At 69.2% G+C, this 26,361-nt stretch carries 25 protein-coding genes; 10 read left to right on the top strand and 15 right to left on the bottom strand.

Annotated features, from left to right (window positions below; all coding sequences use genetic code 11):
* The first annotated feature begins 160 nt into the window (after positions 1-160).
* Positions 161-1,105: a Ppx/GppA phosphatase family protein gene (locus NQ160_RS01850; protein ID WP_257513534.1), complete on the top strand. Its 945-nt coding sequence runs from the start codon at positions 161-163 to the stop codon at positions 1,103-1,105.
* Positions 1,106-1,344: 239 nt separating this feature from the next.
* Here NQ160_RS01850 and glmM read toward each other — a convergent pair whose 3' ends face one another.
* From glmM to rplM, 3 genes are read right to left on the bottom strand one after another with little or no spacing between them, the layout of a single operon-like run.
* Positions 1,345-2,709, bottom strand: a complete 1,365-nt coding sequence (glmM, locus tag NQ160_RS01845; protein WP_257513533.1) for a phosphoglucosamine mutase — start codon at positions 2,707-2,709, stop codon at positions 1,345-1,347.
* Between the two features lie 11 nt (positions 2,710-2,720).
* Positions 2,721-3,197 (bottom strand): 30S ribosomal protein S9, encoded by a 477-nt coding sequence (rpsI, locus tag NQ160_RS01840; RefSeq protein ID WP_257513532.1) that lies wholly within the window; start codon positions 3,195-3,197, stop codon positions 2,721-2,723.
* A 30-nt stretch (positions 3,198-3,227) separates the two neighbouring features.
* Complete coding sequence (gene rplM / locus NQ160_RS01835) at positions 3,228-3,674, bottom strand: 50S ribosomal protein L13 (protein ID WP_257513531.1); 447 nt, start codon at positions 3,672-3,674, stop codon at positions 3,228-3,230.
* Between the two features lie 286 nt (positions 3,675-3,960).
* On the opposite strand from rplM, the gene NQ160_RS01830 reads away from it, so the two are divergent.
* The 3 genes from NQ160_RS01830 to NQ160_RS01820 are packed head-to-tail and all read left to right on the top strand — an operon-like array spanning position 3,961 to position 5,522.
* Positions 3,961-4,623, top strand: coding sequence for a hypothetical protein (locus tag NQ160_RS01830; RefSeq protein ID WP_257513530.1), 663 nt, complete (start codon positions 3,961-3,963; stop codon positions 4,621-4,623).
* A gap of 2 nt (positions 4,624-4,625) precedes the next feature.
* The gene (locus NQ160_RS01825; protein ID WP_257513529.1) at positions 4,626-5,312 is read left to right on the top strand and encodes a PRC-barrel domain-containing protein; all 687 of its coding nucleotides are present in this window, start codon (positions 4,626-4,628) and stop codon (positions 5,310-5,312) included.
* A gap of 33 nt (positions 5,313-5,345) precedes the next feature.
* Positions 5,346-5,522, top strand: a complete 177-nt coding sequence (locus tag NQ160_RS01820; protein WP_257513528.1) for a CsbD family protein — start codon at positions 5,346-5,348, stop codon at positions 5,520-5,522.
* 80 nt (positions 5,523-5,602) lie between these two features.
* Here NQ160_RS01820 and NQ160_RS01815 read toward each other — a convergent pair whose 3' ends face one another.
* From NQ160_RS01815 to NQ160_RS01765, 11 genes are all read right to left on the bottom strand, one after another.
* Positions 5,603-6,949: an HNH endonuclease gene (locus NQ160_RS01815; protein ID WP_257513527.1), complete on the bottom strand. Its 1,347-nt coding sequence runs from the start codon at positions 6,947-6,949 to the stop codon at positions 5,603-5,605.
* A gap of 496 nt (positions 6,950-7,445) precedes the next feature.
* Entirely contained in the window at positions 7,446-8,465 is a 1,020-nt protein-coding gene (locus tag NQ160_RS01810; protein ID WP_257513526.1) for an alcohol dehydrogenase catalytic domain-containing protein, read from the bottom strand.
* An 11-nt stretch (positions 8,466-8,476) separates the two neighbouring features.
* A complete protein-coding gene (locus NQ160_RS01805) occupies positions 8,477-9,589 on the bottom strand; it encodes an aminopeptidase (RefSeq protein WP_257513525.1) in 1,113 nt (370 codons plus the stop codon).
* The gene (locus NQ160_RS01800; RefSeq protein ID WP_257513524.1) at positions 9,586-11,073 is read right to left on the bottom strand and encodes an FGGY-family carbohydrate kinase; all 1,488 of its coding nucleotides are present in this window, start codon (positions 11,071-11,073) and stop codon (positions 9,586-9,588) included. The genes NQ160_RS01805 and NQ160_RS01800 overlap by 4 nt, the downstream gene beginning before the upstream one ends.
* A gap of 2 nt (positions 11,074-11,075) precedes the next feature.
* The gene (locus NQ160_RS01795; protein WP_257513523.1) at positions 11,076-11,882 is read right to left on the bottom strand and encodes a BtpA/SgcQ family protein; all 807 of its coding nucleotides are present in this window, start codon (positions 11,880-11,882) and stop codon (positions 11,076-11,078) included.
* A 54-nt stretch (positions 11,883-11,936) separates the two neighbouring features.
* Entirely contained in the window at positions 11,937-12,569 is a 633-nt protein-coding gene (locus tag NQ160_RS01790; protein WP_257513522.1) for a DAK2 domain-containing protein, read from the bottom strand.
* Position 12,570: 1 nt separating this feature from the next.
* The gene (locus NQ160_RS01785; RefSeq protein ID WP_257513521.1) at positions 12,571-13,572 is read right to left on the bottom strand and encodes a dihydroxyacetone kinase subunit DhaK; all 1,002 of its coding nucleotides are present in this window, start codon (positions 13,570-13,572) and stop codon (positions 12,571-12,573) included.
* The gene (locus NQ160_RS01780; RefSeq protein ID WP_257513520.1) at positions 13,569-14,681 is read right to left on the bottom strand and encodes an ABC transporter permease; all 1,113 of its coding nucleotides are present in this window, start codon (positions 14,679-14,681) and stop codon (positions 13,569-13,571) included. Before NQ160_RS01780 ends, NQ160_RS01785 begins: the two co-directional genes overlap by 4 nt.
* On the bottom strand, positions 14,678-15,697 hold the full coding sequence (locus NQ160_RS01775; protein WP_257513519.1) for an ABC transporter permease: 1,020 nt from the start codon (positions 15,695-15,697) through the stop codon (positions 14,678-14,680). Before NQ160_RS01775 ends, NQ160_RS01780 begins: the two co-directional genes overlap by 4 nt.
* Positions 15,697-17,193, bottom strand: coding sequence for a sugar ABC transporter ATP-binding protein (locus NQ160_RS01770; RefSeq protein ID WP_257513518.1), 1,497 nt, complete (start codon positions 17,191-17,193; stop codon positions 15,697-15,699). The genes NQ160_RS01775 and NQ160_RS01770 overlap by 1 nt, the downstream gene beginning before the upstream one ends.
* A gap of 76 nt (positions 17,194-17,269) precedes the next feature.
* On the bottom strand, positions 17,270-18,307 hold the full coding sequence (locus NQ160_RS01765; RefSeq protein WP_257513517.1) for a substrate-binding domain-containing protein: 1,038 nt from the start codon (positions 18,305-18,307) through the stop codon (positions 17,270-17,272).
* 196 nt (positions 18,308-18,503) lie between these two features.
* Between NQ160_RS01765 and NQ160_RS01760 the strand changes: the two genes are divergently transcribed.
* From NQ160_RS01760 to NQ160_RS01750, 3 genes are all read left to right on the top strand, one after another.
* On the top strand, positions 18,504-19,253 hold the full coding sequence (locus NQ160_RS01760) for a DeoR/GlpR family DNA-binding transcription regulator (protein ID WP_257513516.1): 750 nt from the start codon (positions 18,504-18,506) through the stop codon (positions 19,251-19,253).
* Between the two features lie 141 nt (positions 19,254-19,394).
* Positions 19,395-20,165, top strand: coding sequence for a cohesin domain-containing protein (locus tag NQ160_RS01755; protein WP_257513515.1), 771 nt, complete (start codon positions 19,395-19,397; stop codon positions 20,163-20,165).
* Positions 20,166-20,287: 122 nt separating this feature from the next.
* Positions 20,288-22,108 (top strand): amidase family protein, encoded by a 1,821-nt coding sequence (locus tag NQ160_RS01750; RefSeq protein WP_257513514.1) that lies wholly within the window; start codon positions 20,288-20,290, stop codon positions 22,106-22,108.
* 250 nt (positions 22,109-22,358) lie between these two features.
* On the opposite strand, the gene NQ160_RS01745 is transcribed toward NQ160_RS01750, so the two are convergent.
* Positions 22,359-23,153 carry a CPBP family intramembrane glutamic endopeptidase gene (locus NQ160_RS01745; RefSeq protein WP_257513513.1) on the bottom strand — a complete coding sequence of 265 codons (795 nt, stop codon included), beginning with the start codon at positions 23,151-23,153 and terminating at the stop codon, positions 22,359-22,361.
* A gap of 72 nt (positions 23,154-23,225) precedes the next feature.
* On the opposite strand from NQ160_RS01745, the gene NQ160_RS01740 reads away from it, so the two are divergent.
* Genes NQ160_RS01740 through NQ160_RS01730 form a run of 3 tightly spaced genes read left to right on the top strand, consistent with a single transcriptional unit; the run spans position 23,226 to position 26,316 of the window.
* Positions 23,226-23,840, top strand: a complete 615-nt coding sequence (locus NQ160_RS01740; RefSeq protein WP_257513512.1) for an arsenate reductase/protein-tyrosine-phosphatase family protein — start codon at positions 23,226-23,228, stop codon at positions 23,838-23,840.
* A gap of 52 nt (positions 23,841-23,892) precedes the next feature.
* Positions 23,893-25,401 carry a polysaccharide biosynthesis tyrosine autokinase gene (locus NQ160_RS01735; RefSeq protein ID WP_257513511.1) on the top strand — a complete coding sequence of 503 codons (1,509 nt, stop codon included), beginning with the start codon at positions 23,893-23,895 and terminating at the stop codon, positions 25,399-25,401.
* A 6-nt stretch (positions 25,402-25,407) separates the two neighbouring features.
* Positions 25,408-26,316, top strand: a complete 909-nt coding sequence (locus NQ160_RS01730) for a hypothetical protein (protein ID WP_257513510.1) — start codon at positions 25,408-25,410, stop codon at positions 26,314-26,316.
* Positions 26,317-26,361: the final 45 nt, after the last annotated feature.

The following is a 26,361-nucleotide window of genomic DNA, read 5'->3' as shown; positions in this document are numbered from 1 at the left end:
TCGCGCCGGAATGCGGTTCTGGGCGCCCCGGGGCCTGCCGGCGGCGCGGATCGCCGACGTTGCGCACACCCGCCCGCGGGAACAGCCCGGCGTGGCCGCCGCGGGCGTGTGCCGCCGCGGGCGTCTGCCGCCGTGGCATCCGCCCCGCTACGCTGACCCCGTGCGCCTGGGAGTCCTCGACATCGGTTCGAACACCGTCCACCTGCTGATCGCCGACGTGATCCCCGGCGGCAGGCCTCACGCGACGACCAGCCAGCGCACGGTGCTGCGGCTGATGCGCTATCTCGAGCCCGACGGCTCGATCAGCGACGAGGGCGTGGCCGCTCTGGTGGCGGCCGTGACCGAGGCCCGCGAGACGGTGGCGCGCGAGAACGTCGCGGAGCTGCTCGCGACGGCGACGAGCGCGGTGCGCGAGGCGAAGAACGGCAAGGCGGTCATCGCGCGTCTCGAAGAGGCGCTCGGGCAGGAGCTGCAGGTGCTCGGCGGCGAGACCGAGGCGCGGTTCACGTTCCTCGCGGTGCGGCGGTGGTTCGGCTGGTCGGCCGGCCAGATCCTGCTGTTCGACATCGGGGGCGGGTCACTCGAGCTGGCGGCGGGGGCAGACGAGCTTCCGGATGCCGCGGCATCCGTTCCGCTCGGGGCCGGGCGCATGACGGTGAAGTACCTGCCCAACGACCCGCCCGGCGACGACGAGGTCGAGCGGCTGCGCAAGCATGCGCGCAAGACGCTGGCGCCGGTCGCGGAGATGTTCTCGGGAATGCCGCGCCCCGATCACGTGGTCGGGTCGTCGAAGGCCATCCGGTCGCTGGCGAAGCTCGCGGGGTACCCGGTGCCGGGGTGGTCGGGGATCGAGCGCATGGTGCTGCCGCGCGCGGCGCTGAAGGCGTGGATCCCGCGCATGGCGCGGATGCCGGCCGAGGCGCGCGAGGCGCTGCCCGGGATCACGGCGGACCGGTCGTTCCAGATCGTCGCGGCGGCGGTGGTGATGCACCAGGCGATGAAGGCGCTCGACGTCGAGGAGCTCGAGGTGAGCCCCTGGGCCCTGCGCGAAGGCGTGCTGCTGCGCTACATCGAGTCGCTGTCCTGGAGCGCCCCCGGCTCCTGACGCTCGCGAGTACTCACTCGGCAGCCGGGGAGGGCGGAGAGGACCGCCCCCCAGTGGCGCGGCCCTCTCGCGGTCCCGGCCGCTCGTGCACGAGCGCGGACCAAGACGGCGGCGAAGAAGTGGCGACGTCGCGTGGGGGGATGCAACGTCAGCGCGGCTCCGCTGCCGTGCTCCCCCTGTTCTATCGCATCCGCGATGTCGCGCTCAAGCCGACGCGCGCCATATGACGCCGCCGCGCGTCAGACGGGAAGCGCGAGCCGGTCCCGCACGACATCGGCGAGGCCTTCGGCCACGGATGCGGCGCTGTCGGCCGTCTCGGCCTCCACCATCACCCGCACCAGCTGCTCGGTGCCCGAAGGCCGCAGCAGCACGCGGCCCGAGAGCCCCAGCGATGCCGCCGCCTTCGCGACTGCCGTCTGCACACCCTCGTCGTCGTTCACCCGTGTGCGGTCGACGCCGGTGACGTTGATGAGCACCTGCGGGTACACCGTCATCACCGATGCCAGCTCGGCCAGGGTGCGCCCGGTGCGTGCCACCTCGGCGGCCAGGTGCAGCCCCGTCAGCAGGCCATCGCCGGTCGTGGCGAACTCGCTCATGATGACGTGGCCGGACTGCTCGCCGCCGAGCGAGAACCCGCCCGCCGCCATGCGCTCCAGCACGTACCGGTCACCGACGCCGGTCTGCTCGACGCGGATGCCGTGGTCGGTCATCGCCCGGTGCAGGCCGAGGTTGCTCATCACGGTCGCGACGAGCGTGTCGTCCTTCAGACGCCCGCGGCGCTGCATCGACAGCGCGAGGATCGCCATGATCTGGTCACCGTCGACGATGTTGCCTGCGGCGTCGACGGCGAGGCAGCGATCGGCGTCGCCATCGTGCGCGATGCCGAGGTCGGCCCCCACGCGCACCACTTCACCGGCGAGCACGTCCAGGTGCGTCGAGCCGACACCCTCGTTGATGTTGATGCCGTCGGGGTCCGCACCGATCACGGTGACGCGCGCACCGGCATCGCGGAAGGTCTCGGGCGACACACCGGATGCCGCGCCGTGGGCGCAGTCCAGCACGACGTGCAGGCCATCGAGGCGATACGGAAGCGAGCCGAGCAGGTGCACGACGTAGCGATCCTCGGCGTCGGCGAAGCGGCTGATGCGCCCGACGGCGCCGCCGGTGGGCTGCAGCTTCGGGCCGCCCATGGCCCCCTCGATGCGCGCTTCCACCTCGTCGGGCAGCTTCGAGCCGCCCCGGGCGAAGATCTTGATGCCGTTGTCGGGCGCGGGGTTGTGCGACGCCGAGACCATGACGCCGAAGTCGGCGTCGCGGTCGGCGACGAGGAATGCCGCCGCCGGGGTCGGCAGCACGCCGGCGTCGAGCACGTCGACACCGGACGAGGCCAGGCCCGCCGAGACGGCGGCCGACAGGAATTCGCCCGAAATCCGGGGATCGCGGGCGACGACGGCGGTGAGCCGCTTGCCCGCCTTGCGCCGAGCTGCCGCGATACGCCCCTGGCCCAGGACGACAGCAGTCGCCTGGGCCAGGGAGAGCGCGAGGTCGGCGGTGAGGGAGCCGTTGGCCAGCCCCCGCACACCATCCGTACCGAACAGCGCCATGTGCGTTCGGATCAGCGCTTCGAGTACTGAGGCGCCTTGCGGGCCTTCTTGAGACCGGCCTTCTTGCGCTCCTTGACGCGAGCGTCGCGCGAGAGGAAGCCGGCCTTCTTCAGGGTCGGACGGTTGTTCTCTTCGTCGATCTGGTTCAGCGACCGAGCGATGCCGAGGCGCAGGGCGCCGGCCTGACCCGAAGGGCCACCGCCGGAGATGCGCGCGATGACGTCGTAGCCACCGGCGAGGTTCAGCACCGTGAACGGGTCGTTGATCAGCTGCTGGTGCAGCTTGTTGGGGAAGTAGTCCTCGAGCGTCCGGCCGTTGACCGTGATGGTGCCCGAGCCGGGGATCAGTCGCACGCGGGCAATGGCCTGCTTGCGACGGCCGACCGCTGCGCCGGGAACCGACAGCACGGGGCGCGGGGCGCTGGCCTGGGCCTCTTCGGCGGGCGTCTCAGTGGAGTAGTTCTGCGGGGTCTCTTCGATGTTCGCCATCAGTTTTTGTCCTTAAATCTGAGGGGGCGCTTACTGGGCGACCTGGTCGAGGGTGTACGTCTTGGGCTGCTGCGCCGAGTGCGGGTGCTCGGCACCGCGGTAGACCTTCAGCTTCGACAGCTGCTGGCGACCGATGCTGTTCTTGGGCAGCATGCCGCGCACTGCCTTCTCGACGGCGCGCTCGGGGTTCTTCTCGAGCAGCTCCTCGTAGGAGACCGACTTGAGGCCGCCCGGGTAGCCCGAGTGGCGGTAGGCCCGCTTCTTCTGCAGCTTCTGACCGGTCAGCGCCACCTTGTCGGCGTTGACGATGATCACGAAGTCGCCGGAGTCCAGGTGGTTGACGAACGTCGGCTTGTGCTTGCCACGCAGAAGCGCGGCGGCGTGCGAGGCGAGGCGGCCGAGGACGACGTCGGTTGCGTCGATGACCAGCCACTCGCGCTGGATCTCGCCAGCCTTGGGGGTGAAAGTGCGCGTCACGATAGTGCTGCTTTCTTGTGTCGAACGGAGGAGTTCGTGAATCCCACTCCGGGGTGGTTCGAGTCCGTCGAAGACGGTCGAACACGCCAGTGGAGGGCTCACGTTCGCGGTGCCGGCCAGCAGGCGGCCTGCACCAAAGAGACAGCTTAGCATGCCAGGCCACGCTCCCCTGTTGAGCAGGCACGGGACCACGGGGGCACCCCGTGCGACCGGGCGAGATTACGCGCGGCATCCGACCGTCGCAACCCCCTCGCCGTCCGGAGCCCTGCCGATTAGCTTCGAGGCCATGACTTCTTCAGACGCCCGGGAGCCGGGCACGCCGGTCTATGACGCCAGCTCCACCGGCGCCGCCGTGCCGGTGGATCGGACCCACACTCTGCAGCGCGACGTGCTCGCGCGTGAGAAGGACCGCTTCGGCGGGTTCAAGTTCGGATCCGCCTTCTTCGGCTGGCTGACCGCAATGGGCACCGCCGTGCTGCTGACCGCGCTTGCGACCGGCATCGGCCTCGCCGTCGGCGCGGGATCCGGCGCGACCACCGACGAGGTGGCCGATGCCGTCGCCGACGACGCCACCACTGCAGGTGTGATCGGTGCGATCATCCTCGGGCTGATCCTGCTCATCTCGTACTTCGCCGGCGGATACGTCGCCGGCCGCATGGCGCGGTTCAGCGGGGTCAAGCAGGGCCTCGCCGTATGGATCTGGGCCGTCGTCATCGCCATCATCGTCGCCATCGTCACCGCCGTCGCCGGCAGCCAGTGGGAGATGTTCGGCAGCCTGCAGGGCATCCCGGCGATTCCGGTGGATGCCGAGTCGGCGACCCTCACCGGCATCCTCACCGCCATCGGCTCCGCGATCGTCGCGCTCATCGGCGCACTGCTCGGAGGCGCGGCGGGCATGCGCTACCACCGCAAGGTCGACCGCGTCGGCCTCGGCCGACAGGAGATGTGACAGTGATCAGTTCTCATGACATCGCAAGCCTCATCGGACGCCACGTCGTCGACACAGAGGGCCACAAGGTCGGCACCGTCGGGCAGGCGTTCGTCGATCCGGCCACCGGCAACCCCAACTGGGTGACGGTGAAGACGGGGCTGTTCGGCTCGTCGGAGTCGTTCGTGCCGCTGGAGCAGGCCGAAGAGGTCGACGGCGAACTGCGCATTCCCTATGGGAAGGATGCCGTCAAGCACGCGCCCCGCTTCGACTCGGACGCGGAGCTCACCCACCGCCAGGAGGAGGAGCTGTACGCCTATTACGCCCTCCGCGACGCGCCGGACACCGCGGGCGACGGCGACGGTCGCAAGCACGAGCACGAGCACCAGCACGACGGCGACCACAAGCATTCGCACGAGCACGAGCACCAGGACGGGCGCGAGCAGGACCACGACCACGACCACGACGATTCCAGCGCCGAGTCGACCGACCGCGTCGGCACGACCGCATCGGCGCCGGCGGGCGATGCGACGGGCGGCACCGTCGCGCCGGTGGCCGACGGCGGCTTGCGGCTGCGGCGGTACGTCGTGACCGAGCAGGTGACGGTGACCGTTCCCGTCGCCCGCGAAGAGGTGCGGCTCGAACCAGAGTCGCCCACCGGAGCGGCACCCGAGGACGGTGCCGACACCACAACCCCCACTGACCGCTGACGCGGTCGTGGCCCCCAAGAGAAGGAGACCCCCATGGGCATCGGAGACGACATGAAGCACAAGGCCGAAGAGCTTAAGGGCAAGGCCAAGGAGGGCATCGGCAAGGCGACCGACGACAAGTCGATGGAGACCGAAGGCCACGTCGACCAGGCCAAGGGCAAGGGCAAGCAGGCCGCGGATGAGGTCAAGGACGCCTTCACCGACAAGTAGGCCTATACAAGAAAGCGGCCGTCCCCTTTACCGGGGGCGGCCGCTTTCTTCGTGCGCGCGCATGTGTGCGCAGCTCGCGCTCACGCCGGGACGAAGTCGAACCGCCTGCGCGCTCCGCGCCTCGGCGTTCGAGCCGGATCGACCCACGGCGGTGGGATGGACCACACCTCTGCCAGGGCCCCCACCCCGTGGACGCGCACCTCGTAGCCGTTGTCGTGCACCCGATGGTGGCAGGAGTCGCAGAGTAGAACGCCATTCGACAGGTCGGTAGGGCCACCGTCTCGCAGCCACCATCGCAGGTGGTGCACCCGGGTCAGTCCTGGCGGGGCGCCGCAACCGGCGCATCCTCCGTCGCGCTCGATGAGCGCCAGCTTCTGCGCCTTGGTGAAGAGCCGCTTCTTGCGCCCCCAATCGAGAATCTCGCTCTTGCCGCCCAGCACGCAGGGGATCACCGCTCCGCCAGCGGCCATGCGCCGCACCGTGCCGATCGAGACGGGCTGGGTCATGCCGTCGATGACACCAGTGCCCGTGCCGCTCTCGAGGTCGTCGAGCGACACCCGCACCACCACGGTCGCTCCCTCGAGCGGCAGATCGGTGCGGTCGCACCCCAGGGCGTGGGCGCACAGCCGCGCGAGCGCGTCGGCCTGCAACTGCGGGATCGAGCGGCGGGCCGGGTCTGCGTCGGGTGAGTCGGCGCTTCGCGGTGCGCGGAGGTCCGCCGTGACGAGCGCCTCGATCGCCGCCCGAACGGGGGCCGCATGCTCGGGGTCGAGCAACGCCGACAGCGACGTCATGCCGTTGCGCTCCTCCCGGATGTGCAGGTAGCGCTGCGAACGCAGCTCTTCTTCGCGCGGCTCGACGCCGTCAGGGTCGAGCCAGGCTTCGGCCCGCGCGATGACCTTCGCCAGCTGATCGCTGGTGAGCCCGGGGGCCTGCTCGACCAGCATCCGCTCTGCGGCATCCGTCGCCTCGCGCCCCGCGCGCATGACCACCTTGTCGAGCATGCTGATGATCGCGGAGGCGGCCGAGGAGCCGATGCTCCCCGCCTCGACCCCGGAGGCCACGTGCGGATGCCGCGCGGGCGCCCGCTCACCCGTGAGCAGCAGCCGGGGTGCGGTCGCTTCACCCACCTGCACCAACCGAGCCGCCTCACCGTTGGTCGACCCCGTCGTGGCCGCGATGAGAGCCGTGGGATTGCGGTAGCCCTGCGACTTGGCCAATCCATCGGGCCCGAGCTCGGGGCGCGACTGCCGGGCGATCTCGGCCGCCACCTGCGAGTGGAGCCCATCGGTGAGCCTGCGCACCTTGCCGAGCTCATCGTTCAGGGCAACGAGGGATGAGCCTGTCGTCCCCTCGATCGCGCCCGCCGGCCACGCTTCCGCCACAGCGGCGACCGCTGCGATGAGGCTCTGGAGTGGCTCGTTCATACGAATCATGATACGCCGGAAGCGCCCATGAGTATAGAACAAATCTTCTTCTGTGGATAACTCTCCCAATGAATCACGCCACCTCGAACGAACACGCGACCAGCTGACCATAGAACGCTTCTTCGAGCGCCCGCCTTCGTCATCGCCGACCCGCGAAGCATCCCCCAGGGACGCGCCGGTACCCGCACTGGCACCACTGACCGCAGCCCGGCGTATTCGGCGGCTCGATCGCCCTGGCCACCGAGACGACCGCGGCCCACGCTTCTACCGTCGTGAACGCCACCGCCCCTCGGCGGTCACGGCAGGCGGGCGCCGCGGGGGTAGGCCCGCTAGCACCGGGCGGGGTGCTACTTTTGCGCCGTCGGCGCGGGAGGTCGGGGGTGGCCGGGGTTTCGGCTGCTCGTCTCTGGCGCGAGCTCGACCTCACGGGCGCCGGCCGGGGGGCCACCGCCGCCGACCTCATGGGACGCCCGTAGCGAGGCTCGCCTTTCGGCATTCAGTCCACGGTGTTCTGCAGAACCGCCCGCGAGCGCAGCTTGCCCGCGGCGAGAAGCTCCAACGCCCGTTCCGCCTGCGACATGGGGAACAGGTCAACCACCGTCCGGATCTTGCCCTCCGCCGCCAGCCTTAGAACCTCGTTCATGTCGCGACGCGAGCCGAGAATCGACGCCTTGATGACCTGCTCGCGGTTGAAGGGAAAGTCCTGCACCGTCACCGGCACGCCCGAAACCATCGTGCCGCCCCATTTCAGCGCACGCAGGGCCTGAGCGGTGACGTCGTCCGACGGCGCGAAGGTGAGAGCGGCGTCGAGCGAGTCCTCCAGCACCTCCCCGGGGTCCACCTGCGATGCGTCGATCACCTCGGCCGCCCCGAGCTCCAGAGCGACGGCACGGTGCTCCGCACTGCGTGCGACCGCGATGACCTGAGCACCGGAGAGCACGGCGAACTGCATAGCGAGATGACCGACGCCGCCGAGCCCGAAGACACCGACGCGCCTACCGGGCTGCAGGTCGAGCTTCTTCACGGCGCCGTAGCCGGTGATGCCCGGGCAGAACAGCGGTGCCGCCGCCGCAAGGTCGAGCTGCTCGGGCACGTGGTACGTGTGCGCCGCGTTCGAGAGCATGAACTCGGCGAACCCTCCGTTCACGTGCTCACCGGTGATGAGGCGACGGTGGCAGAGATTCTCGCGGTCGCTCAGGCAGAACTCGCATTCCTCGCACGTCCACCACAGCGGCTGCACACCCACCGGGTCGCCCACGCTGAAACCGCTGACCCCCTCCCCCAGCACCGCGACCCGGCCGGTGACCTCGTGACCGGGGATGATGGGGCTGATCGCAGGCACGCCGCCGCCCTCAACCCAGTCACCCTCGATCAGGTGCAGGTTCGAGCGACACACCCCGCACCCCGCCACTTCGATGAGCAGCTGCCCTGCGGCGGGCTGCGGCGTCGGGGTCTCTCGCCACTGCATCGGATGCTCGGTCAGCGGCCGGGGGGTGTCCACTTCGTTTGCCAGCATGTCGTTCTCCTTCAGGGTTGGTTCTGTCTGCGAGCTACGGCCGCATCTGCCAGCGGAGGCTGCACCACACCGTCGCGGATCAGCGGGACCCCGTCGACGCTAAGCGAACCACCGCCCGCGGCACGCAGGTCCTTGACGACGTCCCAGTGCAACGCCGACTCATTCACCCCGCCGCACTGCGGGTAGGCCCGCCCCAGCGCGATGTGCACCGTGCCGAGGATCTTCTCGTCGATGAGCAAGTCACCCGTCATCGTCGTGAGCGCTGCGTTGGTTCCGATTCCCAGCTCGCCCACGCGCCGGGCGCCGGCGTCGGTGTCGAGCAGGCTCCGCACGAACTCCAGTCCCTCGGTCGCGTGCTCGCGGACCACCAAGCCGGCTGCGAACTCCAGCTCGAGCTCGCACACGCGTACGCCCGCGAACCAGAACTCGCCGGGAAAGCGGATGACACCGCTCACGTCCTGCTCCAGCGGTGCGGTCGCGATCTCGCCATCGGGCCAGTTCGCGCTCCCCGAGAACGCGACCCAGCGTCGCCCGGTGACAGGCAGCTCGAGCCTGCCCCACGAGTCTTCGATCACCACCGTGCGCGCTCGCTCGAGCCGCGCACACAATGCCGACATCCGGGCCTCGGCCTCGGGCCAGTCCGCGTCGAAAGAGGCCGCCCACTCGGCCAGCAACTCGTCGGTATCCTGCCCGGTCGCCCGAGCCCACTCAGGAGTGGGAATGCGCACCAGCGCCCACCGCGTCTGCTGCCACCGCATGGTCGACACGATGCCGCGGCCATGGCGCAGCGCCGCGATGCGCGTGGGTTCGGCATCGACCACGGGCGACGCCATGGCACGGAACGACACATGCACGTCGCACCACTGCATCGCCGCCACCTCGAGCGGCGGCGCCTGCTCGAGCAGAGTGGTGTCGGCCCAGCGCAGCGCGCTCTCGTCGAACCGCTCATCGGTGGCGAGCACCTGGGGCACAGCGCCACGCCGCCAGCACTCGTCGACGAAGGCCGCCACGGCGGGGAGCGCCGCCGCATCGGTGAAGAACACCGACACCTTGTCACCCGCCGCCACCCGCACACCGTCGGCGACCAGTTCGGTTATGCGGCCCCACTCGGTCGCCTCGCTCACCGCGCCCGCTCCTGGTGCAGGGGTGCCACCGCGCGGTACAGGGCCGCGAACTGCGCGTGGTCTGCGACGAGCACATCGCGCGCGTCGTCGTCGGGACGCACCCGCTGACGTTCTCTCACCCATCCCCGCACCTCGGCTGGGCGCTGTACGGCCCCGACCCCGAGCGCGGCGAGGAAGGCATTGCCGTAGGCGGCGCCGGGCGAATCGGTGACCTGCTGCTCGAGCCCCGTGATCGTAGAGACGGTTGTCATGATGATCGGGTTCTGGGTCGCGCCACCGATCGCGACCACACGCCAGACGGGTGCATCGGCGGAGCACAACGCGAGGATCGCTGCGGCGATCGAGTGCCCCACGCCCTCGAGCACGGCACGCGCGACGTCGGCGCGGGTGTGCTCGAGACCCAGCCCGATCAGCGCACCGCGACTGGTCGGGTCTTGGAAGGGAGTGCGCTCGCCGGCGAAATGCGGCAGCGCGAGCACCCCTCGCGCCCCCGCCTCTGATTCGCCGGCCAAATCGATGAGCCGCGAGAAGGTCAGTTCGTCCTGGTCGCTTGCCAAGCCCAGCAGATCGGCCAGCCACCGGGTGGCAGTCCCTGCGGTCGACGTGCCCGACGCCAGCACGTACGTGCCCTCGAAAACGAAAGGCGCCGACCAGAGGCCTTCTCTGACGCGCGCCCGGTCGCCCACGCGAATGAAATAGCCGCTCGACCCGTACATCGCCATCAGTTCCCCGTCAGCGACGACCCCCGACCCGACCGCCTCTGCGGGCGAATCGGTCGTCCCGGCAATCACCGGTGTGCCCTCCGGAATGCCGGTGATCCTCGCAGCCGCGGCGGTGACCGCACCGGCTCTCTCGGTGGTCCAGGCGATCCGCGGCAGCCGAGCCAGGTCGACGAAGTCTTCGCAGCCCGACACGTCCCACGCCCCCGCGCTCAAGTCGTAAAGGGGGTGGAAGTAGCCCGCGGTGGCGTGATCGATGACCACTTCTCCGGTGAGCTTCGCCACCAGCCACGACTGACTCGTCATGAACCAGCGCGCCTGTCGCCACACGTCGGGCTCTTCGTCCTTCAGCCAGGCGATCTTCGGCCCGGCCGACTGGCTGGTCAGGGTGTTTCCCGACCGCCGCACGATCTCCTCTGCGCCGAGCCCCGCGGTGAGGCGTTCGATCTGCTTCGTCGCTCGCGTGTCGATGCCGTACAGGATTGCCGGGCGCAGCGGTCGAAGGTCGGCGTCGGTCGCGACGACGCACGGACCGATCGCGCTCACGGCCACCGCCTCGACCTTCTCCGCCCCGGGATGACGGAGCAGATCGCGCGCGATGGCGCACACGTCCGCCCACCAGGCATCCTCCGGATCCTGCTCGACCCACCCCGGCGCCGGCGTGTCGATGCCGTGACGGCGACGTGCGGCGGCGACGACCATGCCGTCGCGGTCGACCAGGACCCCCTTGCTCTCGAAGGTGCCGACATCGATCCCGAGGAACATGATCAGCGAACGGCGATCGCGACGCTCATGAGATCCTTCACGCGCGCCACGTCGACGTCGTTCTCGAACTTGCCGTCCTTCTTGAAGAAGGTGCCGACGATGCCCGCGTCGGCGAACTGGATGCTCTCCTCCAGCGTGTCGGGCCGCACGCCGGTGTTGACGAACACCGGCACCGACCCGGCGTGCTCCTTCACCGTCTTCAACGTCGATGTGTCGGTAGGAGCGCCTGCCGTCAGTCCCGAAACGCACAACCCGTCGGGCACGCAGTTGAACACCGTGGACCGGGTGAGCTGGGCGAGATCGCGCGCGGCGACGTACGAGGCCGCTTCGGGCACGATGTTGAACAGCAGTCGCACCTTCTCGGCGTCGACCGTCTTGCGGTGCCGTGCGGTGCGCCCGACATTCGTATCCCACATGCCGAAGTCACTCGCGTAGACGCCGGTGAACACCTCACGCACGAACGCGGCCCCGGTGGCGACAGCGAGGTCGATCGACGCAACGGCATCCCAGAGCACGTTGACGCCGAAGGGCACCGCGAGCTGGTCGCGAACCTCCCCGATCACGCGCGCCATGCTGATCGCCGTGATCGGGTCGGTGTGGGTCAGGTAGGGCAGGCTGAACTCGTTGGAGATGAGGATGCCGTCCACTCCGCCTTCTTGCAATGCGCCGATCTCTTTGCGCGCATGCGCAATGATCCCCTCCATGCCCACCGACTTGTCGAACCCGGGATCGCCCGGCAGCGCCGGAAGGTGGCACATGCCGATGATCGGCTTGTGAACAGGAAAGACCTCATCGAGCCAAGCACTCATGGGTGGAACCGCCTTCGGTTGCGAAATGGACAAAGCGTGTCGGATGCCGCCGATTCAGTCGGTGCCCGCAGCCGCCGGGGACGTCGCACGCCACGACTCGACGAACCGCAGCAGCGCGGTCGCCCCCGGGTCGGCCTTGCCGATGCTGCGTTCCTGAAGCCACGAGGCGCGGCCGCGACGGGACTGCAGATCCTTCGTCCGCTCGACGGCGTCCCCGGCAGCGCTGACCGCAGCGTTCGCCGCAGCTCCCGCATCGACCTGCCCGACAAGCGCATCGGCGACCGCGGCGAGTCCGTCATAGATCGTCTTGTCGCCGAGTTGTGTCTTGCCGCGCTGCGCGATGCTGGTGCCCGCGGCGTCGGCGAAGCGCTGCGCGTCGTCGATCGTGATGTCGGAGACGTCGGCCCAGACCCGCGATCCGGCCAGCAGCGCCCCCGCGACGAGCGCAGCCATCGTCGAGGGGTTCGCGTTGGCGAAAGCCTTCGCCGAGGCTCGGGCGATGTCGGTCGGCGTCGCCTCTGCGGGCAGTGCCTCGAGGGCATCGATCACTGCGGTGGAACCGGCGGAGATCGTGATGCCGAGGTCGCCGTCGCCCAGGGCTTGATCCAGTTCACGCAGCTCGTCCGCCGAGTCGATCAGCACGGCGAGGCTCTCCCGAATGCGGATGTTCAGCTCGGTGGCATCCATGTCAGCTCTCTTCGAAGAAGGGGGACTTCGCGGGCGCTTCGAGCAGGGCGAGGCGCTCATCGTCCAGGTCGAGTAGCGAGATCGATGCGCCCGCCATCTCGAGGCTGGTGGCGTACTCCCCCACATAGTTCTTGGCGATCTCGATGCCCAGTTCGGCCAGCATGAGGTGGGTTTTGCGGTACAGCACGTACAGCTCTTCGAGGGGGGTCGCGCCCATGCCGTTGACGAGCACCGCAACGTGCGCGCCGGCGCTGAGGCCGAGATCATCGACGAGCGCCTGCACGAGATGCTCGGCGATCTCATCCGCGGTTTCGAGCGGGCCCCGCCGGATGCCCGGCTCACCGTGGATGCCGATGCCGATCTCCATCTCGCCGTCGGGCAGATCGAAGCTCGGCTGCCCGGTCGTCGGCATGATCGTGGGAGCGAGACCGATGCCCATCGTCGCCGTGTGAGCGACCACGTCCTCGGCGATCTGCGCGACCTGCTCGAGCGAGTCGCCGCGCTCGGCTGAGGCGCCGGCCGCCTTGTAGGCGAAGAGAATGCCGGCGACGCCGCGTCTGTCGCTTGCCCGATCCTTCGGCTGGCTCGCGACGTCGTCGCGGCCCAACACCGTGCGAGTGGGGATGCCCTCGAGGTCGGCCAGATCCGCGGCGAGGTCGAAGTTGAGGACGTCGCCGCCGTAGTTGCCATAGAGGTATAGCACGCCGGCGCCACCGTCCACGGCCTTGGTCGCTTCGAAGATCTGCTCCGGGCTCGGGGAGCTGAAGACGTTGCCGATCGCGACGCCCGAGCACAGCCCCTCGCCGACATAGCCTTTGAAGAGCGGCAGGTGCCCCGATCCACCGCCGGTGACGATGCCGACCTTTCCCTGCTGGGGGGCGTCCGCGCGCACCAGCACGCGCAGGTCGTCGCCCGGCGTCTTCAGCAGGTCGGGGTGCGCGAGCAAGATGCCCTGCACGAACTCGTCCACGAACGCCTCCGGGGCGTTGATGATCTTCTTCACTTCGTTCGTTCCTTTCCGCGACGCGCGGCCGCCGGGGCGTCGGTCTCACTCGGTGCCGACGGCGCTGCCTTGCGTCGTCGCCGGAACTTCAGCTGGTCGAACACCATGACCGCGATCAGCAGCACACCCTGAGCGATGGCGTACTCGTAGGCCGACAGTCGCATCGCGGTGAACCCGCTCGAGACCACCTGCAGCGTCAGGGTGGCCAGGATCACGCCGAGCACCGTGGCGAAGCCGCCGCTGGGGTTCGTGCCACCCAGCACGGCGATCACGATCGCAAGGAGCACATAGCTGGACCCGTAGTCCGCGCTCGCCGACGGGTTGCGGGCGAGGAAGACCAGGCCGGCAAGGCCGCCCAGCACGCCGCTGACGATGTAGGTGAGCATGAGGGTTGAGCGGCTGCTGATGCCGGAATAGCGCGCAGCGACCGGATTGGCTCCCTGCAGCTGGATCTTGCGGCCGATAGCGGTGCGGTTGATCACCACGGCGAGCACGACCGCCGCAAGAATCAGCACCAGAAAAAGCACCGGCACCCCGACCAGCGTGGCCTTGCCGATCGCCGTCACGGCGGGCGGCGCACCCGAGATCGTCACTCCGCCGGTCCACACCAACGCGAGACCGTTGAACAGCTGCATGGTCCCGAGCGTGGTGAGAATCGGCGTGACCCCCACGACGCTGATCAACACACCGTTGACCGCACCCAGCAGCGCCCCCATCCCGATGCCGGCGAGCACGAAAACCAGCGTGAGTGAACTCGCCATCTCCGGGCCCGCGCCTGCGGCGGCGGCGGTGTAGAGCGAGGACACCGTGATCGCCGAGACGTTCGCGATGGCCACGATCGACAGGTCGATGCCGCCGGTGAGCATGGCGATCATCATCGCCAGCGAGATCAGCCCGATCTCAGGCGCGCCGACGCCGATGTTCTGCAGGTTGATCGGGTTGAGGAACACACGCGGGTTGAGAAGTGCGAACAGGGCGAACACCGCGATGAGCAACAGGATCATGCGCCCAGCGCCTCGCTGCACCTGCACCTGCGACACGAGCTTCGCGATCGGCCCGTCGGCCGCGTTCACCGCGGCGGACTGGCTCTGTGGACCCTGATCGCTCATGCGCGGGCCACCTCCTCCTCGAGCAGCACAGGGGTTTTCCGGGCCCGCATCGCGGTGAGTGCCTGGATGCTCACGCCGATGATCAGCAGAACGCCGACGGCCGCACGCTGCCACGTACTCGGGATGCCGATGAGCACCAGGTTGTTGTTGATGAGCTGCACCAGCACCACCCCGAGCACTGTTCCCAGCACCGAGCCGCGGCCGCCGAAGATCGAGGCGCCGCCCAGGACCACGGCCGCGATGATGTCGAGCTCGGTGCCGACGAGTGACTGTGGGTTGGCGTTCTTGCCCAGGATCACGGCCACCACCCCGCCGAAGGCGGCGAGCGCGCCGACCAGCACGTACAGCAGCACCTGAGTGCGAACGACCTTGATGCCCACGCGGCGGGCCGCCTCGATGTCGCCCCCGATGGCGAAGATGCTGCGGCCGAACGCGGAATACTTCAGCATCCACCACACGAGCACGGTCATCATGACCACCGGGACGAGCATGCCGTGCAGGTACCCCGCGCCCGGGACATCGAGCAGGTGGGCATCACCGGCGACAGAGACGCTGTCGGGGAGTTTGGCCGCCGAGATGTACGCCGAGCCGATGTACGTGAGCAGTATCCCCCTCACAATCCCCTGCGTGCCGAGCGTGACGATCAGCGTAGGCAGTCGGAATCGTGCGATGACGACGCCGTTGAGCAGCCCCCACAGGGCGCCGATCGCGATCGCGATGGCGAAGACGCCTACCAGCGTGGGGTCGAAACTCGCCTGGCTCGACCAGCTGACCGTGGTGTAGGCCGCGAAGATCGCGATCGCCGGGAACGACACGTCGATGCCCCCGGAGATCATCACCAGCAGAACACCGAGCGCGAAGATGAGGGGGACCAGCGAGCTGCGCGCCAGGCCGAAGAAGGTGCCGGGGCTGAAGAACACCGGGCTGGCGATCGACATCGCGATGACTACCACGATGATCACCGCCGCGAGCACACCCTCGTTGTTCGGCCCCCTGAGGCGACGGAGCATGCCCATCAGGCCGTCATCCTTTCCTGAATGGCGTCCTGGGTGAGGTCCGCGCCGGCCATCTCCGAGACGATGCGACCCGATCGCACGATCAGCACGCGGTGGCAGCTCGAGACCATTTCGGGGATGTCGTCCGAGATGACGATGATCCCCATCCCCTCGGCGGCCTGCGCACGGAGGATCGAGAAGATCTCCTCCTTCGAGCCGATGTCCACACCGACCGTGGGGCCGTTGAGCATGAGGATGGCCGGCTTGCGGTCGAGCCACTTGGCGATGACGACCCGCTGGGCGTTACCTCCCGAGAGGCTGCGCACGGGTGCCTGCACGTTGGGCGCCTTGATCCGCAGCCGCGCGAAGAGGTCCTTAATCGAGCGGGCGATGCGCTTGCGGTCCAGCAGCAGCGCCTTCCCCCGGTAGGAATTCAGCGACGCGGCGACCATGTTGTCGGCGATGGACTTGTCGAGAAAGAGGCCCTGGGTAAGGCGGTCTTCGGGCACGTAGCCGATGCCCGCGCGCACCGCGTGGGCTATCGACCGAATCCGACGGGTCTCGCCGCCCACCGTGACAGTGCCCGTGTCTGCGGGTTGAACGCCGAAGATCGCCTCTGCGATCTCGCCTCGCCCCGAGCCCAGCAGCCCGGTGATACCGAGGATCTCGCCGCGCTGCACAGCAAAGCTGACATCTTCGAAGGCCCCGTCGCGACCAAGACCGTCCACCGCCATGAGAGGCGGTTGATCGAGAACCAGGTCGTCGACGAGGCGCTCCTCACCGACGTCGCGGCCGGTCATCGCCTTCGCGATGCTCCGCCCGGTGTACTCGGACGCGAGACCGGATGCGACGACCTGGCCATTGCGGAGCACTGTGACACGCTGCGCGATCTGCAGCACCTCGTCCAGCTTGTGACTGACGAACATGATCGCCACTCCCCGCTCCTGCAGTCGCCTGACGATGGCGAAAAGGCGCTGCACTTCGGAGTGCGTCAGTGCCGTGGTCGGCTCGTCCATGATGAGAACACGAGCTTCCCCCACGAGCGCGCGACAGATCGCGATCAGCTGCCGGTCTGCGATCGAGAGGTGCTCGACGTCCGCGTCCAGGTCGATGTGCAGTCCGAGGTCAGCGACGATGCCCTCGGCTGCGGCACGGATGCGACGGCGGGACGACAATTTGCGGCGGTCGGAGAGCTCGCTGAGCATGGCGATGTTCTCGGCGGCCGTGAGATTCGGGAACAGCGAGAAGTCCTGGTAGATCACCTGGATGCCGGCGCGGATCGCGCCGCTCGGCGTGGTGTGACCCAGAGACTGACCATCGAGGATCATCACACCGGAGTCCGGTCGCTCCACACCGCTGATGATCTTGATGAGCGTGGACTTGCCGCTGCCGTTCTCCCCCGCCAGGCAGTGCACTTCGCCAGGCTCGAGCGTCAGGGAGACGCCGTCGAGCGCACGCACACCGCCGTAGACCTTGACGATGTCGCGCACCTCGAGCGCCAGTTCGACGAAACTCATGCGTGTCGGTACCCTTCAGTCGCGACGCGGGAGGGCGCCCAGCGGCACTCTCCCGCGTCGACCGATGTCGGATCGATCAGAAGTCGTACTCGGCGACGTTGTCGGCATCCACCTCGACACCCGCATCACCCGCGAAGACGTTGTCGTAGCCGTCGAGCTTGACCAGCGACTCGTACCCGGGGATGCCGAGGTCCGTTCCCACTTCGATCGTGTCGCCGTCGAGGAGGATCTGCGCGATCCGCAACTGAGCCTTACCCGCCAGCGCCGGGTCCCAGAAGAAGATCTTGTCGATGGCCCCGCTGGCGAGGTAGCTCTCCGCCACCGACGGGATGGAAGTACCCATCACGCAGACGGTGTCGCTCTTGCCCGCTTCTTCGACCGCTCGCGCGATGCCCACGACGTCGGTGCCGGCGGAACCCTGGAACCCCTTGATGTCGGGGTACTTGGCCAGAAGTTCCTTGGCCTTGTTGTAGGCAACCTCTTCGTCTTCTTCGGACTCGATCGGATCTTCCAGACGGGTCATCCCGGAGAAGTTGGCGGTCTGGTTCTCTTCGGCGCCCTGCACCCACTCGCTGTGCGATCCGTTGGTGAGGCGCCCGACGAACTGCACGTAGCCGCCCTCCTCCTCCATGCACTGGGCGAGGTTGTCCATGATCTGCGATCCGTACGCCTTGTTCTCGAACGCCTCGATGTCGATGTCGACGTTGTCGATTCCGGCGGCCTCATGCGAGACGACGATGATGCCCTTGTCGCGGGCCTCGCCCAGCACCGTGGCAAGCCCCGCCACGTCGTTAGGCACGACCGTGATCGCCAGCGGCGACTGGGCGATGAGGTTCTGGATGATGTCGACCTGACCCTCGTTCGTCGCCTCCGCGGGTCCTTCCTGACGGGCATCGATCCCTGTTTCAGAGGCCCACTCGTCGACTCCGACCTCCATGCGGTCGAACCAGCCGATCCCCGTCGCCTTGACGACGGTGACATACGCCCCTTCGGCGGCGGCATCCCCCCCGCCCGTTGCGTCGCCGCCACCCTCGCCCGCGGTGGTTCCGCAGCCGGCGAGTGCGAAGACAGCCGTCCCCGCGAGCAGGGCCATGGCAAACCTGTTGCGCTTCATGCTCACTCCTTTGTGATCGGGTCTTCGCGTTCGCTGCGTGGAACCGACGGTGTTTTCGCCGAACGTAGTCACGATGCTGCGTGGTTGTCAATGGGTTCGCGCGTCAGAGCGCGCGATAACCGTCGTCATCATGCGTGAAACCGCGCATCTGCCCCGATAGAGTGAGCCGGTCCCTATCTACGAGGAGCGCAGAGCGATGTCGCGACAGGCTCAGATTCTTGAGCTGCTGGCGGAGCAGGGCTTTCAGTCGGTTGCGGCCCTCGCCGATGTCTTCGGCGTGACCGCCTCGACGATCCGCCGCGATCTGGACCAGCTCGAGGCGCGAGAGCTCGTTCAGCGCACTCATGGCGGGGCTCTGCCGAGCCCTCAATTCGGCGCGCCCTTCGACCTGAAGTCCACCCTGCATCGAAAAGAGAAGGTCGCCATCGGCAAGGCCATGGCTGACCGGATCCTCGACGGCCAGACGGTGCTGATGGACAGCGGCACGACAACACTCGAAGTCGCGCGGCACCTGGCGAGCTCACGGGTGACTATCGTGACGAACGACCTGCAGATCGGCCTGGTGGTGGCTGAGCGCCAGCGCGCGAACCTGGTGTTCATCGGCGGAGAGCTGCTTCCGAACGACGTGTCGATGTGGGGGCCCACGTCCGTCCAGCAGCTGCAGAACCTGCGTGTCAACGTGGCGATCCTCGGATGCGACACCGTGCTCGACGACGGCTTGTACAGCACGTCCAGCTACGAGATCGAACTCAAGCGAACCATGCTCTCGATTGCGGGTGAGGCGTTCTTCGTCGCAGACAGCACCAAGTTCGGTCGCGAGGCCCTCTTCAAGTGCTTCGACCTCTCGTCATTCACGGCAGGGATCACCGACTCGCACCTCGATCCATTGCGCGCCGCAACCTTTCCCGTGCCACTCATCCGGGCAGTGGTCGACGAAACCCTCTGATCGCCACCCCGCGAAACACGCGGAAACGACCGCGAAATCTGGCACTGAAAGAGTCCTGACCATCCCCCAGGGACGCGCCGGCGCGACATGCGCCGGGTGCGTGCGTCGGCATCCCTCCACCGAGGAAGGACCTGCTTTCGCATGCTTGAAACCACCCTCCGCGCACGACCACGTCGTGCCCGCACCCGAGCGCTGGCGCTGCTGACGGCAGCCGTCGCGGTCTTCGGCGGCTCGCTCGCGCTGGCTCCCGCAGCCCACGCGGCCAGCGGCGTCACCGTCACCGCTCCCGCCACCGTCACCGCGGGCGACTCCGTCACCGTGACGGTGGCCGCCGACGCCGGCGCGGACCTCTTCGCCTACGACCTCACCGTCGGCTACGACCCCGCCCTGCTGGCTCTCACCGACGGCAGCGAGACCTACCCGGCCGGCGGCTACGGCACGGTCACCGAATCGGCCGGCACGGTCACGTTCACGAGCACCCGACTCGGCACGTCGCCCGGCCTCGCCGGACCACACGACCTCGTGACCTTCTCGTTCACCGCCCTCGCCGCGGGCCCGGCGACGATCAGCCTGGATGCCGCCACCTTCATCGACTCGGCGAGCGCGTCGCAGGCGCTGCCTCAGCCCGTCACTGCCACGGTCGAGATCGCCGCGGCGCCGGGCAGCGCGCCGGCTCCCACCCCCGCGCCCAGCACTCCGGCCACGGGCGCTCCGGCCACGGGTACACCGGCCGGCGACGCGACGGACGGTGACGTGGATGCCGCCGACCGCGCCGGCGCTCCCGCGGGGTCGCTGGCATCGACCGGTGGTGACGTCGTGATGTGGATCGTCGCGGGTGCCGCGGGTGTGGGCTTGCTCGCGCTCGGTGTGGTGTTCGCGTTGCGCCGTCGCCGTGGGGAGGTCGGGGCGTGAGCGCGGGTGCGGCGTTTCGTCTCGGGCGCACAGCGCCCTCGCTCAACGACCGGGAGCACAACGACCGGGGAATCAACGACCGGGGAATCAACGACCGGGGAATCAACCGACGGAAGGGAAACATGAACACCACGCGAACCCGGGGAGCGATCGCCGCGGCCGCCGTGCTCGGCACCATCGCCGCCACCGCCGTCAGCGTGCCGGCAGCTGCCGCGCCCGCGGCGAGCGCCGCTCCCCTGCTGGCGCCGTACTACACCGAGCTCGACCTCACCGGCGACGACCAGGTGACCACCGCCGACCTCGACGTCGCGGCATCCGCCCTCGGTCTCGCGAGCGACCAGCCGGGCTGGGCCGATGTCGCGATCATCGACACCGACGCGAACGGCGCGATCACCGTGGCCGACCTCGCCGCCCTGTCGCAGCGGATGGTCTACGACGACGGCCCGTTCGAGCTGGTCGAGGCCTCGGTGCTCGACATGCAGGCCGCTATGAACGCCGGAGTCACCACCTCGGTCGAGATCACGCAGGGATACATCGACCGCATCGCCGCCTATGACGACGCACTGGTCGATCTCTCCGGCGGCGGGCGTCCGCTCAACTCGATCGTCACCGTCGGGCCCGCAGCCCTCGAAGCGGCCGCGGCCGCCGACGCCGAACGCGCCCGCAACGGCATGACGAGCATGCTGCTGGGCGTGCCGATCGCGCTGAAAGACAACTACAACACCGCCGACATGGTCACCACCGCCGGCTGCGGATGCTGGAACGACAACCAGACCGCGACTGACGCGTTCATGGTGCAGGGTCTGCGCGACGCGGGTGCCGTGGTGCTCGCCAAGGCCAGCCTCGACGAGTTCGCCTACGGGTTCGCCTCGGAGTTCACGTCGTTCCAGCAGCCCGGGGCCACCACGCTCGTCGCGAGCCCCTACTTCACCAGCCGCACCGCCGGCGGGTCGAGCGGTGGCACGGGCGCGGCGATCGCCGCGAACCTGGCCGGCATCGGCTTCGGCACCGACACGGGCGGGTCGATCCGTGTGCCCGCGTCGTACAACCAGCTCGTGGGCGTGCGCCCGACGGTGGGCCTGGCCAGCCGGGACGGCATCATTCCGCTGGCGCTCAGCCAAGACACCGGCGGCCCCATGACGCGCTCGGTGATGGACGCGGCGGTGGCGATGGATGCCGTCGTCGGCATCGACCCCGCCGACGACGTCACCTCTCGGCAGGCCGGCGTGGTGCCCGAGTCGTACACCTCTTATCTCGACGCGAACGCGCTCGCCGGCGCCCGCATCGGGTACGTCGCCTCGATGATCGGTCGCAACGCCACCACTGTGCGGCTGTGGAACGAGACCAAGGCCACCCTCGAGTCGCTCGGCGCCACGGTCGTCGAGGTGCCCGGTTCCCCGGAACTCGACACCGTGCTCAACGAGGGCAGCGGCAGCACCATCGAGTTCAAGCGCGACCTGAACGAGTACATCGAGACGCACCTGGCGCCGAACGTGGCGGCACGCAGCATCGACACCATTCTCGAAGGCGGCAACTTCGTGACCTCGCGGCGCAATGTCTACGTGCAGCGCAACAACGTGACCGAGGAGCAGTACCAGGCGTGGGCCGGTCCAGAGGGCTCGCACACCACGGTGCTCGCACAGGGCAAGACGCTCGTCACCGGCATGCTCGACGACCTGGGTCTCGACGCGCTCATCTACCCGTCGGGCAACCCCTACGGCACGCAGAGCACCAACCTGCGGCTCAGCCCCAACACCGGCATGCCGTCGGTGACGGTGCCCATGGGACAGGCCGTCGAGGGTGAGCAACTCCCGGGCGCGAACGTCAACATCGAGCTGCTCGGTCGCGACTTCGCCGAGGGCACGCTGCTGGGGCTCGCCTACGCCTTCGAGCAGGCGACGCACCACCGCACCGCCCCTGCGCTGTACCCCGCGCTGGGCTGACACCGCGGCGCCTGCGTCATCCGTCGACCATGGCGGATGCCGCAGGCGCGCAGGCACCGGATGCCACGCGGCCACACCGCGTGGCGATGCTGGTGCCGCCGCCGATGCCCCCAGCACGCCGCCACCACGGCCGAATGCACCCCTAATATGCCTCTGGGGGATGCGGCGTCAGGGGGTGGCGCGGCACGATTTCACCACGACGGGGGTACGTGTGGATTTCGAGACGGCTGTGGGGGCCGAAGGGGTGGCGTCAGGCCAGCGTGCCGAGCAGGCCCAGCGCGATGAAGCTCGCGTTGTAGACGACGTGCACGAGCACGGCGCCCCAGATGCGCCCGGTCAGCAGCACGAGCAGGGCACAGGTCAGGCCCACCGCACTCAGCGACAGCGCGGCATCCAGCGTCAGGGCTCCCCCGACGGAGTGCACGATGACGAACAGAGCCGTCGAGACGAGCACCGCCGCTATCCCCGCGGCGACACCGCCGTAAGCGCGGCGCAGGGCCGCGTAGACGGCGATGAGCAGCACGGCGCGAAAGAAGAACTCTTCGACGACTGGCGCGACCATCACGCCGGGCAGGGCTTCGGTCAGCCACCACGCGGCGGGCAGCCGGCCGTCGATGGTCAGAAAGACGGGGAAGGACGCTCCGGTGCCGAACGCCGCCGCTGCCCAGCCCTGCAGCAGGCGCAAGAGCACCCCGAGCATGAGGCCGTAGAGCAGGTCGAGCGGGCGCAGGCGCAGCAGGCCGACCGGGCGCGACCGGCGAAAGGCCACGACGACGGGGACGAGCATCGCCACCCACAGCGCAGCGGTGCTGGCGGGACCGACCCACGCCTGGTCGGGCCAGAGCACCACGAGGCCCGTGCCGATGAGCACGCCGGCGCCGAGGCTGAGCACGGCCCACCCGGCGAGCATGCCGCGCCATGGGCGCACGGTGCGGCCGCCGAGGCGCCAATCGGTGCGGCGGCGGCGCTCGGTCCGGGTGCGCGGTGGTTCCGCCGGCTGCGGCGTCAGGGGCGCGACGGCGACGTCGGTAGGCTGATCGGGCACGGCCCCACGTTACCGGGGCCATCCGCCCGCGCCGACTCGCTCGCAGAGTCGGCCGTCCCCGGAGGTCGCGCTGTGTTCGAGATCGTCACCATCTGCACGGGGAACATCTGCCGCTCTCCCCTGGCGGAGCTGCTGCTGCGCCAGCGCCTTGCCGATCTGGGCGTGACGGTGCACAGCGCCGGCACCCGCGGTCTCGTCGGCACGCAGATGACCGAAGAGGCGCGTGAGCTGGCGGTCGCACGCGGCATCCCGATCGATCAGGCCGAAGCCCACCGAGCGCGGTGGCTCGAAGAGCGTCATCTCGCCACCCCCGACCTGGTGCTGGCGATGGCACGTGAGCATCGCCGCGCGGTGGTGGAGCTTGCTCCCTCGCGGCTGCGGTCCACATTCACGGTGCGCGAGTTCGCCCGGCTGGCCCGCACGCTCGATGACCGCGAGCTCACGGCGACGGCCGACGCGGCCGGAGCGGATGCCACTTCGCGCCTGCGCGCCCTCGTCGCCCTGATCGCTGCGCAACGCGGCATGTCGCAGCCGCTGGCCGACCCGCTCGATGACGATGTGGTCGACCCGTACCGGCGATCGTGGAAGACGTATGAGCTGTCGGCGGCACAGCTGGAGCCCGCGATCGACGAGGTGGTGCGGGTGGTGCGGCTGGCGATGGCGCGACACGCGCCTGTGGCAGACTGACGGGGACCGTCCTTCCGATGCGCCGTCTCGGCGCGATGCCCCGAGAGGCACCATGGAGCTCAGCGACTACATCCGCATCCTGCGCAAGAACTGGGTGATCATTCTGGTCGCGACGCTGCTGGGGCTCAGCGCTGCCGCCGCGTACTCGCTGACCCGCACCCCGGTCTACGAATCCTCGAGCACGGTCTTCGTCTCGACGCAGACCAGCGGAAGCGTCGCCGAGCTGCAGCAGGGGTCGAACTTCACCCAGGCGCGCATCAACACGTATGTCGGTCTCGTCAAGACGCCCGTCGTGATGAACCCGGTCATCGCCGAGCTCGAGCTCGGCACCACCGCCGAGGCCCTCGCCGGCTCGGTCAGCGCAAGCGCCGCCCTCAACTCCACGCTCATCACGGTCACCGTCGAGAACACCGACCCCGTGCTCGCCGCCGAGATCGCCAACGCCCTGGCCGCCAGCCTGTCATCGGCTGTGCCCGCCCTCGAGCCGTCAGGTGAGTCGGGTGTCAGCGCCGTGCAGCTGTCGCGCGTGCGCGACGCGCAGCCGGCCCTGAGCCCGTCGAGCCCCAACGTGCCGCTCAACCTCGCGCTGGGTACCCTCGTGGGCCTGGCCCTCGGCCTCGGCCTCGCGGTGCTGCGCACCGTGCTCGACACCCGCGTGCGCAACACCCGCGACGTCGAACAGGTCACCAAGGCCCCCATGCTGGGCGCCATCGCCTTCGACCCGAAGGCGAAAGAGCGCCCACTCATCGTGCACGCCGATCCGCTCAGCCCTCGCGCCGAGTCGTTCCGGGCTCTGCGCACCAACCTGCAGTTCCTCGACATGGGCGGGCGGGCAAGCTTCGTCATCACCAGCTCGGTGCCCAGCGAGGGCAAGTCGACCACGACGATCAACCTGGCCATCGCGCTGGCCGACGCGGGCAAGCGCGTGGCGCTGATCGACGCCGATCTGCGCAAGCCCAAGGTGGCCGAGTACCTCGGCATCGAGGGCGGCGCCGGCCTCACCGACGTGCTCATCGGGCGTGCCCGTGTCGGCGACGTCATGCTGCCGTGGGGCGGCCGCAGCCTGTACGTGCTGCCGGCCGGCAAGATTCCGCCGAACCCCAGCGAGCTGCTGGGATCGACGCAGATGCAGCAGCTGCTCGAGGTGCTCGAGCGCGACTTCGACGTCGTGCTGTGCGACGCCCCGCCGCTTCTTCCCGTGACCGATGCCGCCATTCTCGCGCGCGCCACCAGCGGTGCGATTCTGGCGATCGCCGCCGGCCGCACCAGCCGCCATCAGCTCTCGGGCGCGGTGGAAGCACTGCAGACGGTGGGCGCCAAGGTCGCCGGCGTCGTGCTGTCGATGGTGCCGACCCGCGGGCCCGATTCGTACTACGGCGGCTACGGCTACGGCTACGGCGGTTACGGGTACATCCAGAAAGAGACGGCGCAGAAAGCCGCACGCGGCCGCAAGCGCAAGGCGCCGGTCGCCCCGGCGCCGAGTGTTCCCACCTTGCAGCAGGCGGGCCGGGCGACCGGCCAGACTCAGGTGCCGGCTACCCGACGCGCCGCCGCAGAGTAGCTCACCGTGCCCGCCCGAAAACCCGACGTTTCGCGCGCCAGCCGCGTGATCGCGGTGGCGGCCATCGGCGCGCTGGCGGTCGGTGCGGTCGCGCTCAGCAGCGCGGCACTGCAGCACGGCACGCCTGCCCCGGCCACCGCTACGGCCGCGCCGGCACCGACCTTCACTCTCGGGCCGCAACCCGTTGCCTCCCCCACCACCGATGCCGCACCGCCCGCGCCGGACGCCCCAGTGTTCACGCACCCGGGCGCTGAGGAGCGGTTTCTGTCCATCGGACCCGAGGCCATGTGGCGCGCGTCCGCCGGCGAGTGCGGGGTGACCCCTCCCCTGGTGGAGCGTTCGGTCGACGGCGGAGAGACCTGGACCGACGTCACCCCCACCTATCGCGGCATCGGCCAGGTGCGCAGCCTCAACGCCTTCGCCGGCACCGAGGCCGAGATGATCGCCGACATGGGCGATGACTGCGAGACGCAGTACCTGCGCACCTTCACCCAGGGTCGGTTCTGGGAGCCGTACCCCGAGCTGCTGGAGCGCGCGACCTACATCTCGCCGATGGAGCCCGGCGTGATCATCACGGCAGACGGCCAGATCGACGCTCCCTGCGCCGACCCCTGGAGCTTCCGTTCGTCCGGTGGTGCCGTCGCCCTCATCTGCGACGCCACCGCCTTCCGCCTCGCCAACGAGGAGTGGGAGCCCGTGGTGGATGCCGCGGGCACCTTGGCACTCGATGGCGGTGACCTGCTGGTTGCGCACTCCGACACGAGTTGCGGCGGGCTGTCTGTCACGCGATTCGGGGATCAAGCGTCATCCGAGGGATGCCTGGAAACGTCGGAGCTCGGGGCTGTTGCGGCTGCCACGGCCGGCCCGCAGACCGTGACCTGGTCGGGCGCGAGCCTGCGTGGCGCCGGCGACTGAAGTCCCTGCGGGTCATTATTCGTTACACGCGCGTCATAGGCGCCT

This window comes from Microbacterium sp. zg.Y909, assembly GCF_024626565.1.
Note: the sequence above shows the minus strand (reverse complement) of the source record. Positions and strands in the feature narration are given on the sequence as shown.

Coding starts and splice junctions, on each gene's coding strand:
- NQ160_RS01765 (WP_257513517.1), bottom strand. CDS start 18,307: ATGAAGCGCAACAGGTTTGCCATGGCCCTGCTCGCGGGGACGGCTGTC.
- NQ160_RS01735 (WP_257513511.1), top strand. CDS start 23,893: ATGGAGCTCAGCGACTACATCCGCATCCTGCGCAAGAACTGGGTGATC.
- NQ160_RS01790 (WP_257513522.1), bottom strand. CDS start 12,569: ATGGATGCCACCGAGCTGAACATCCGCATTCGGGAGAGCCTCGCCGTG.
- NQ160_RS01810 (WP_257513526.1), bottom strand. CDS start 8,465: ATGCTGGCAAACGAAGTGGACACCCCCCGGCCGCTGACCGAGCATCCG.
- NQ160_RS01815 (WP_257513527.1), bottom strand. CDS start 6,949: ATGAACGAGCCACTCCAGAGCCTCATCGCAGCGGTCGCCGCTGTGGCG.
- NQ160_RS01760 (WP_257513516.1), top strand. CDS start 18,504: ATGTCGCGACAGGCTCAGATTCTTGAGCTGCTGGCGGAGCAGGGCTTT.
- rpsI (WP_257513532.1), bottom strand. CDS start 3,197: ATGGCGAACATCGAAGAGACCCCGCAGAACTACTCCACTGAGACGCCC.
- NQ160_RS01795 (WP_257513523.1), bottom strand. CDS start 11,882: ATGAGTGCTTGGCTCGATGAGGTCTTTCCTGTTCACAAGCCGATCATC.
- NQ160_RS01770 (WP_257513518.1), bottom strand. CDS start 17,193: ATGAGTTTCGTCGAACTGGCGCTCGAGGTGCGCGACATCGTCAAGGTC.
- NQ160_RS01780 (WP_257513520.1), bottom strand. CDS start 14,681: ATGAGCGATCAGGGTCCACAGAGCCAGTCCGCCGCGGTGAACGCGGCC.
- glmM (WP_257513533.1), bottom strand. CDS start 2,709: ATGGCGCTGTTCGGTACGGATGGTGTGCGGGGGCTGGCCAACGGCTCC.
- NQ160_RS01830 (WP_257513530.1), top strand. CDS start 3,961: ATGACTTCTTCAGACGCCCGGGAGCCGGGCACGCCGGTCTATGACGCC.
- NQ160_RS01820 (WP_257513528.1), top strand. CDS start 5,346: ATGGGCATCGGAGACGACATGAAGCACAAGGCCGAAGAGCTTAAGGGC.
- NQ160_RS01750 (WP_257513514.1), top strand. CDS start 20,288: ATGAACACCACGCGAACCCGGGGAGCGATCGCCGCGGCCGCCGTGCTC.
- NQ160_RS01775 (WP_257513519.1), bottom strand. CDS start 15,697: ATGGGCATGCTCCGTCGCCTCAGGGGGCCGAACAACGAGGGTGTGCTC.
- NQ160_RS01800 (WP_257513524.1), bottom strand. CDS start 11,073: ATGTTCCTCGGGATCGATGTCGGCACCTTCGAGAGCAAGGGGGTCCTG.
- NQ160_RS01755 (WP_257513515.1), top strand. CDS start 19,395: ATGCTTGAAACCACCCTCCGCGCACGACCACGTCGTGCCCGCACCCGA.